Annotated in this window: 6 protein-coding genes; 2 read left to right on the forward strand and 4 right to left on the reverse strand. The window is 62.9% G+C overall.

The window, feature by feature from the left end; translation table 11 throughout:
• Window positions 1-41 precede the first annotated feature (41 nt).
• Entirely contained in the window at window positions 42-2,729 is a 2,688-nt protein-coding gene (locus AAC014_RS17395) for a TonB-dependent receptor (RefSeq protein WP_339711121.1), read from the forward strand.
• A 47-nt stretch (window positions 2,730-2,776) separates the two neighbouring features.
• Here the strand turns inward: AAC014_RS17395 and AAC014_RS17400 are convergent, their stop codons facing one another.
• The 4 genes from AAC014_RS17400 to AAC014_RS17415 all read right to left on the reverse strand — a co-directional run bounded on the left by AAC014_RS17400 (window position 2,777) and on the right by AAC014_RS17415 (window position 4,772).
• Window positions 2,777-3,370 carry a 2OG-Fe(II) oxygenase gene (locus tag AAC014_RS17400; RefSeq protein WP_339711123.1) on the reverse strand — a complete coding sequence of 198 codons (594 nt, stop codon included), beginning with the start codon at window positions 3,368-3,370 and terminating at the stop codon, window positions 2,777-2,779.
• Between the two features lie 4 nt (window positions 3,371-3,374).
• A complete protein-coding gene (locus tag AAC014_RS17405) occupies window positions 3,375-3,617 on the reverse strand; it encodes a DUF3297 family protein (protein ID WP_339711125.1) in 243 nt (80 codons plus the stop codon).
• A gap of 133 nt (window positions 3,618-3,750) precedes the next feature.
• A complete protein-coding gene (locus AAC014_RS17410) occupies window positions 3,751-4,275 on the reverse strand; it encodes a glycine zipper 2TM domain-containing protein (protein ID WP_339711128.1) in 525 nt (174 codons plus the stop codon).
• A 176-nt stretch (window positions 4,276-4,451) separates the two neighbouring features.
• Window positions 4,452-4,772, reverse strand: coding sequence for a UrcA family protein (locus AAC014_RS17415; RefSeq protein WP_339711131.1), 321 nt, complete (start codon window positions 4,770-4,772; stop codon window positions 4,452-4,454).
• Window positions 4,773-4,893: 121 nt separating this feature from the next.
• On the opposite strand from AAC014_RS17415, the gene AAC014_RS17420 reads away from it, so the two are divergent.
• Entirely contained in the window at window positions 4,894-5,787 is an 894-nt protein-coding gene (locus AAC014_RS17420; protein WP_339711133.1) for a LysR family transcriptional regulator, read from the forward strand.
• Window positions 5,788-6,278: the final 491 nt, after the last annotated feature.

Here is a 6,278-nt window from a genome sequence, read left to right on the forward strand (position 1 = left end):
GCGCCGCCCCTTTGCAATTCAGGAAATCCGGAAAGCCCGCCATGAAAAGACTCTCGTCCACTGGACTCCTGCTGCTTTCAAGCGCGCTCGTTCCCGCCGTCGCATCGGCCCAGAACGCGGCACCCGAGCCAGAGCAACAGCGCGAGGAATCGATCGACGTCTCCGCACCCGGCGTTTCGTCAAGCGATGAGGTGATCGTCGTTCAAGGGCGCTACATCCCCGAACCGATCCGTGCGACATCGGAGGTTCTCAGCGTTCTGTCCGCCGCGGAAATCGCGCGCTCGGGCGAAGGCGATATTGCAGGCGCGCTGCAGCGTGTCACCGGACTGAGCTTGGTAGGCGGCCGCTTCGTGTATGTGCGCGGTCTCGGCGAACGCTATTCGCTCGCGCTCCTCAACGGCTTGCCCCTTCCCTCCCCCGAGCCGCTGCGCCGCGTGATCCCACTCGACATTTTCCCGACCGATGTGATCGCAAGCTCGATCGTGCAGAAAAGCTATTCGGTGAACTACCCCGGCGAGTTCGGCGGCGGTGTCATCAACCTGACGACGGCAGCGATCCCGGAAGAAAGCTTCCTGAAGGTCGGCGGCAGCATCAGCGGCGACAGCGAAACGACGTTCGAACGCGGCTACACCTATTTCGGCAGCGACACCGACTGGACCGGCTTCGACGACGGCGCGCGCACATTGCCGCGCGGCCTGCGCAGCGCGCTCGGCAGCGGTAAACTTCTCGTCGTCGGGCAGGACTTCGATCTCGACGCGATGAAGGGCCTCACCGCCGGCCTCGCGAACGCTTCGACAACGCTCATCCAGCGCAACGACGATATTCCGCTGAACGGCTCCGTCGATTTCAGCGGCGGTCTCAGCTTCGATGTCGGCAGCGATCGCTTCGGCATCATCGCGGCGTTCGGCTGGGACAACAGCTGGGAAACGCGCGGCGGGCTTCAGCAGACCACTGCCGGTCTCGCATCGGACGGAAACGGCAATCAGGTCATCAATCCGGATGCGAATTTCCGGTTCCTTTCGACCGAAAACCGCATTGTCGTCCACGGGCTGCTCGGCTTCGGCTATGAGTTCGGCGAACACAAGCTACGCTGGACCAACCTCTATATCCGCGACACCTCCAAGGAGGCGCGCATCCAGGACGGCGTCGACGAGATCAACGTCGGTTCGGATCGCCTGAACAAGAGCTTCACAAACTGGTTCGAGCGCCAGCTCATCGACACGCAGTTCGTGGGCGAATTCAAGTTCAACGATGTGGCACTCGACGTGCGCGGCACCTACGCGAATACGCAGCGCGAGGCGCCTTACGAACGCTCCTTCAGCTATCGCTACAGCGATGTCGCGGGCGATTTCGTGAACGATCTGCGCTCCGCGGGCCAGAGCGCGAACGTCTCGTTCAGCTCACTGAACGAGGATGTCTGGGCCGGCTCAGCCAATATCAGCTGGAAGCTGCCGACCGTGCGCGACATCACGCTGACGGCGGGCTACGCCTATTCGGACACGACCCGCACATCGACGCGCCGCGATTTCGCGTTCCGTCCGCAGGATGCCCTGTCGCTGGCCGTCGCACAGGAGCGGCCGGACTATCTGCTGTCCGATTACAACATCTACACCTACGGCATCGTGCTCACCGATCTTTCGGCAGCTGCCGGTGTGGCGAAATATGATGCCGGTCTCGAAATCCACGGCGGATACCTGCAGGCCGAAGTGGAACTGATGGACTATCTCCGCGCCTCGATCGGCGTGCGCTACGAGGATGCCAAGCAGTTCGTGGACGCAATCGATCTGTTCGGGCTCGGCGGCAACGTCGGGCAGCTTTCGACCTCCCTTGCCAACGACTATTTCCTCCCTGCTGCGACGCTGACGTGGAACTTCGCGGAGGATATGCAGCTCCGCCTCGCCGCATCGAAAACGATCGCGCGCCCGCAGTTCCGCGAACTCGCGCCGCAGCAGTATTTCGATACGGAATCGGATCGCACGTTCATCGGCAACAACTATCTGACGGATAGCGAACTGCTAAACTTCGAAGCGCGTTACGAATGGTACCTGGGCCGCAACGAGCGGGTTTCGCTCGCGGGCTTCTACAAGAAGATCGACAAGCCCATCGAAGCGATCGCCTCGCAGCAGGGACAGACGTTCTTCACGACCTTCGCCAATGCGCCCGAAGCGCAGCTCTACGGCGCCGAACTCGAAGTGCAGAAGTATTTCGCGCTTGCGGACTGGGTGCCCGGCAAGTTCTTCGAAACCCGCGACCTGATGATCGCGACGAACTACACCTACACGCAGTCCAAGATAAAGGTGGGCGCGAACGACACGACGGTCCCCAGCGATACGTTCGGCCAGCCAATCCCGGCATCGAACGTGTTCCGCAATGGCGCCAAGCTCACCGGCCAGTCGGATCACATCGTGAACGTGCAGATCGGTTTCGAAGACAGCGAAAGCCTTTCGCAGCAGACGCTGATGCTGACCTACGCCAGCAACCGCCTCTCAAACCGCTTCTCTTCGGGCGGGGTGCCGATCGACTTCATCGAAGAGCCCGGCCTGCGTCTCGATTTCGTGGCGCGCCAGGGCTTCACGGTCGCGGGCCGCGAGCTCGAGGTGAAGTTCGAGGCGCGCAACCTGACGGGCGAGAATTACGAGGAGTTCCAGCAGTATAACGGCACGCGTGTCGATCGGAACACCTACGACATCGGCCGCTCCTTCTCGCTGGGTCTCAGCGCGAAGTTCTAAAACTCCGGGTCAAACGAAAGGGCCTCGCCGCGTGCGGGGCCCTTTTTTTATCCCCACGGCCGTTCGCGGAACCACTTGGTGATGACGTATTTCACGCCGCTGCGCACCTTCATCGCAGCGTGCAGTGTCGCGGGATTGGGCGAGCCGTCGGCGCGGCGGTTGTTCCACGCGAGCAGCTTGCCGGTTTCCGGTTGCACGATCTTGTCGATCACCTTGAAGCGCGTCGCGCCGCCCGCAGCCGGCTCGTTGAGGTAGATCATCGCCGTCCAGCTGCGCTGCCCGGAAACCGCGCAGTAGCGTGGGTAATCGGGGCCATCGGGCTCGAAATAGTCGGTGTGCTGCTTGAATTCCTGCCCCACGGCATAGCGCTGGCCCTGAACAGGTTCGCCGAACGCTGGATCGATCCCCATGTACGCGCAGATGCGTTCATTGAGTGCGGCAACGACCGGATCGCTCCCATCAAGGTCGCAGGTCTCGCTGGTGCGATAGGCCGTGTAGCCCTGATCGTCCGCCAGACCCGAAGGCCGACGCTTCGCATCGATCCGCGCGACGATCTCTGCGCATTCCTCCGGCGTCAGAAAGCGCTTGCGAATATACAGGTCGAGCTTCGGGCTCGGGACCTTCTGCGCGCCCTCCAGCATCGGCTCAGCTCCGCCAGTACGCCTCGACATCGCCCTTCAGCGTGATGGTGAGCGGCTTGCCCCGCCGATCCACCTTCTTGCCGAGCGCTGCGCGGATCCAGCCTTCGCTGACGCTGTATTCCTCCACATCGGTGCGCTCGCGCCCCTTGAAGCGGATGCCGACGCCGCGTTCCATCGCGGCTTCGCTGAAAAAGGGGCTGTCCGGGTCCGCGCTCAGGCGGTCGGGCGGGCTGTCGGTTTCGGTCATGATCTGGTCCTGCGGTTTCTTTCGCCCGCTTGTTAGCCTCTTTGGCGCGAAAGAAAAGAGCCGCCCGGCACTTGTCCGGGCGGCCCGTTCCGCCGGTCGCGATGGGGTTCAATGCGAACCGGCGACGCGGCCTTTAGTAACAGTAGCGGCGCTTGCCGCCCTTGTCGTCGATCTCGTGGCCGATGAGCGCACCGAGACCAGCGCCGATCACGGTGCCGACGGTCTTGTCGCCGCGGCGTGCAACCTCGTTGCCGAGCACACCGCCGAGAACGCCGCCAATCAACGTGCCTTCGATGTTGCTGTCCTTGCGGCAGCGGTCATAGCTCGAATAATAGCGGCCGTTCTGGCCATACCAGCCGCCGCGATAATCACTGGAGCCGCGGTAATAGACGGGGCGATAATTGTCGTAATAGCGGCGACCGTCATAGAAGCGGCCATCGCGATACCCGTCGCGATATGCGTAGCGGCGGTCGCGGCGGTCATCCCAGCGGTCGTGCTTGCGACCGTCGTGGTAGCCCTTGCGGTACGCCTTGCGCTCGTCGTGGCGGTCCTTCTGCCAATGCTTGCCGCCGCGATCCCAACGGTCGTTGTCGGCCATCGCCGGCGCCGCCGTCAGCATGGTCATCGCCGCAGCGGCCATCAGAATCTTGTTCAACATATCGTCTCTCCACTCTCTGCTCGCGGTCATCGGCGGAAGGGGAACTGGGACCGCCGATGACCACGAGGGAGAGACTGCGACTCGGCCCTTGAACGGGTTGTGAATGCGGTTGTCAGAGTTTGTTTAGGTGCGACGAACGGCTCACCGCAGGTGATGCTGCGGTGAGCCGCAGCGGCTCAGCGCTTGGGAGGACGCGCCGAGCCGGTTTCCAGAGCCGCGCTTTGCGTGGCAGCGCTGACGGGTGCGACTGCCGCATAAGTGCTTTCGCGGCAGCGGCGCACGTCGCGCTTGCCGACGAGGTCGGCGCTCGATGCCGTGCCGCAGGCGCTGCGCACCGCGATCCCAATGCGGTGATCGAGCGTGCGACGCCCTTCGTGGGTGGAAAGATCAAGATCACCGTAAGGCACGGCGCGCGTTACGGATTCGGCGGGTTCGGCGGCTGCGGGCAGCGCCCACAGGGCACCGGCGAGCGCGGAGAGCGCAAGCAGGGTTTTCATGTTTTCAGCTCCATGCGGTGGGAGAGGGTTCGCGGCGCCGCAGTGCCTGAATAGCGCGTTTGCGCCCACTCTCCGAACAACGATATTGCCAGCATGTTCTGCAAATGTGCAGAATGCATCCATGTTCGACTGGAACGACCTGCGTCACTTCCTCGCCGTCGCGCGCACGGGCAGCACGCTCGCGGCAGGGAACGCACTGCGCGTGAGCCAGACGACGGTGGCGCGGCGCATTGCAGCGCTGGAGGCGGCGCTCGGCGTTATCCTCTTCGAACGGCGGCAAAGCGGCTATGCGCTCACCCCGGCGGGCGAGGCCCTGCTTACCCATGCGGAGGCGGTGGATACGGCCACCGCCAACTTCGCGGACGCCGCCAACCATCACATCCGGCAGGCCAGCGGCATGGTGCGCCTCACCGCGCAGGAAATCCTCACGGTCACCGTGCTTGCGCCGGTGCTGCGCGACCTCCGCCGCGCCTATCCCACCATCACGATTGAGCTCGACACGACGGACACCGTCCGCGACCTCGCTGCAGGCGAAGCGGATGTCGCGCTGCGTTCGGCCCGGCGCATTCTCGGCGGAGGGCTCGTCTGCCGCCGCCTCGGCGACGAACCGTGGACGGCCTATTGCAGCCGCAGCTATGCGGCGTCGAACGGCGTTCCGCGCACCGTCGAAGCCCTGCGTGGGCACCCCCTGATCGTCGGCGGCGGCGGGCGGATATGGGAAATCTACAAGAGCTTTCTCGAACAGAACGACCTCGAATCCGCCGTCGCCATCCACCACGCCTCGGTCACGGGCATTCTCGCGGCAGTGAAATCAGGATCGGGCGTCGCCATCCTTCCCGGTTTCGTGGCGGACGCGGACCCGGACCTGATCTGCTGCATTCCCGTGCCCGGCGGCGTCGAACGTGGCGTCTGGCTGGTGACGCACGAAAGCGTCCGGCATGTGCCCCACGTCAGGGCGGTCATGGATTTTCTCGGCGATGCGCTCTCGCGGCTGGCGCGGCGGCAGGCGGGATAGAACTGACGGAATAGGCTGTGTGTCCCTCGACTTCGCTCGGGATAAACAGGTTTTATACCTTGTAAAAACGGTCATCATCCCGAGCGAAGTCGAGGGACGCACCATCCGAATTCCAGATGCCGCCGCCTTATCTCCCTTGCTTTTCTGGGGCGATTATATCGTTTGCAAATTCAGGCGTGGGCCGGCGATTTAGGATAGATTTGAGAAGACGGCTTTAGGACTGGGCCTCAATAAGAGCGGTCGTTTAGGTTCCGCTCGTACATGGCTCGCTCAGCGTCCTCTCGTAGCGAAGAGAAACTCCATCGCGGGTCAGCATCGTGAACCTCAATAAGTCTCCCTCATCGAAGACTCCATATCTACGGCCGTTAATGTCTTTAAAGAAGTTAAGGTACCAACCCACCCCCGGTCGGACGATGGTATACGAGTAGCGTTCACCCTTAGGTTTCGTGGACAAAGGGTATCCATAGCTTGATTGAGGCGAGAGCGACAAA

The sequence above is a fragment of the uncultured Sphingosinicella sp. genome (assembly GCF_963974575.1).
Classification (GTDB): Bacteria; Pseudomonadota; Alphaproteobacteria; order Sphingomonadales; family Sphingomonadaceae; genus Sphingosinicella.

What these genes read in the sequence shown, in the direction of transcription:
- AAC014_RS17420 (WP_339711133.1), top strand. Translation starts at nt 4,894, where the DNA reads ATGTTCGACTGGAACGACCTGCGTCACTTCCTCGCCGTCGCGCGCACG.
- AAC014_RS17415 (WP_339711131.1), bottom strand. Translation starts at nt 4,772, where the DNA reads ATGAAAACCCTGCTTGCGCTCTCCGCGCTCGCCGGTGCCCTGTGGGCG.
- AAC014_RS17405 (WP_339711125.1), bottom strand. Translation starts at nt 3,617, where the DNA reads ATGACCGAAACCGACAGCCCGCCCGACCGCCTGAGCGCGGACCCGGAC.
- AAC014_RS17395 (WP_339711121.1), top strand. Translation starts at nt 42, where the DNA reads ATGAAAAGACTCTCGTCCACTGGACTCCTGCTGCTTTCAAGCGCGCTC.
- AAC014_RS17400 (WP_339711123.1), bottom strand. Translation starts at nt 3,370, where the DNA reads ATGCTGGAGGGCGCGCAGAAGGTCCCGAGCCCGAAGCTCGACCTGTAT.
- AAC014_RS17410 (WP_339711128.1), bottom strand. Translation starts at nt 4,275, where the DNA reads ATGTTGAACAAGATTCTGATGGCCGCTGCGGCGATGACCATGCTGACG.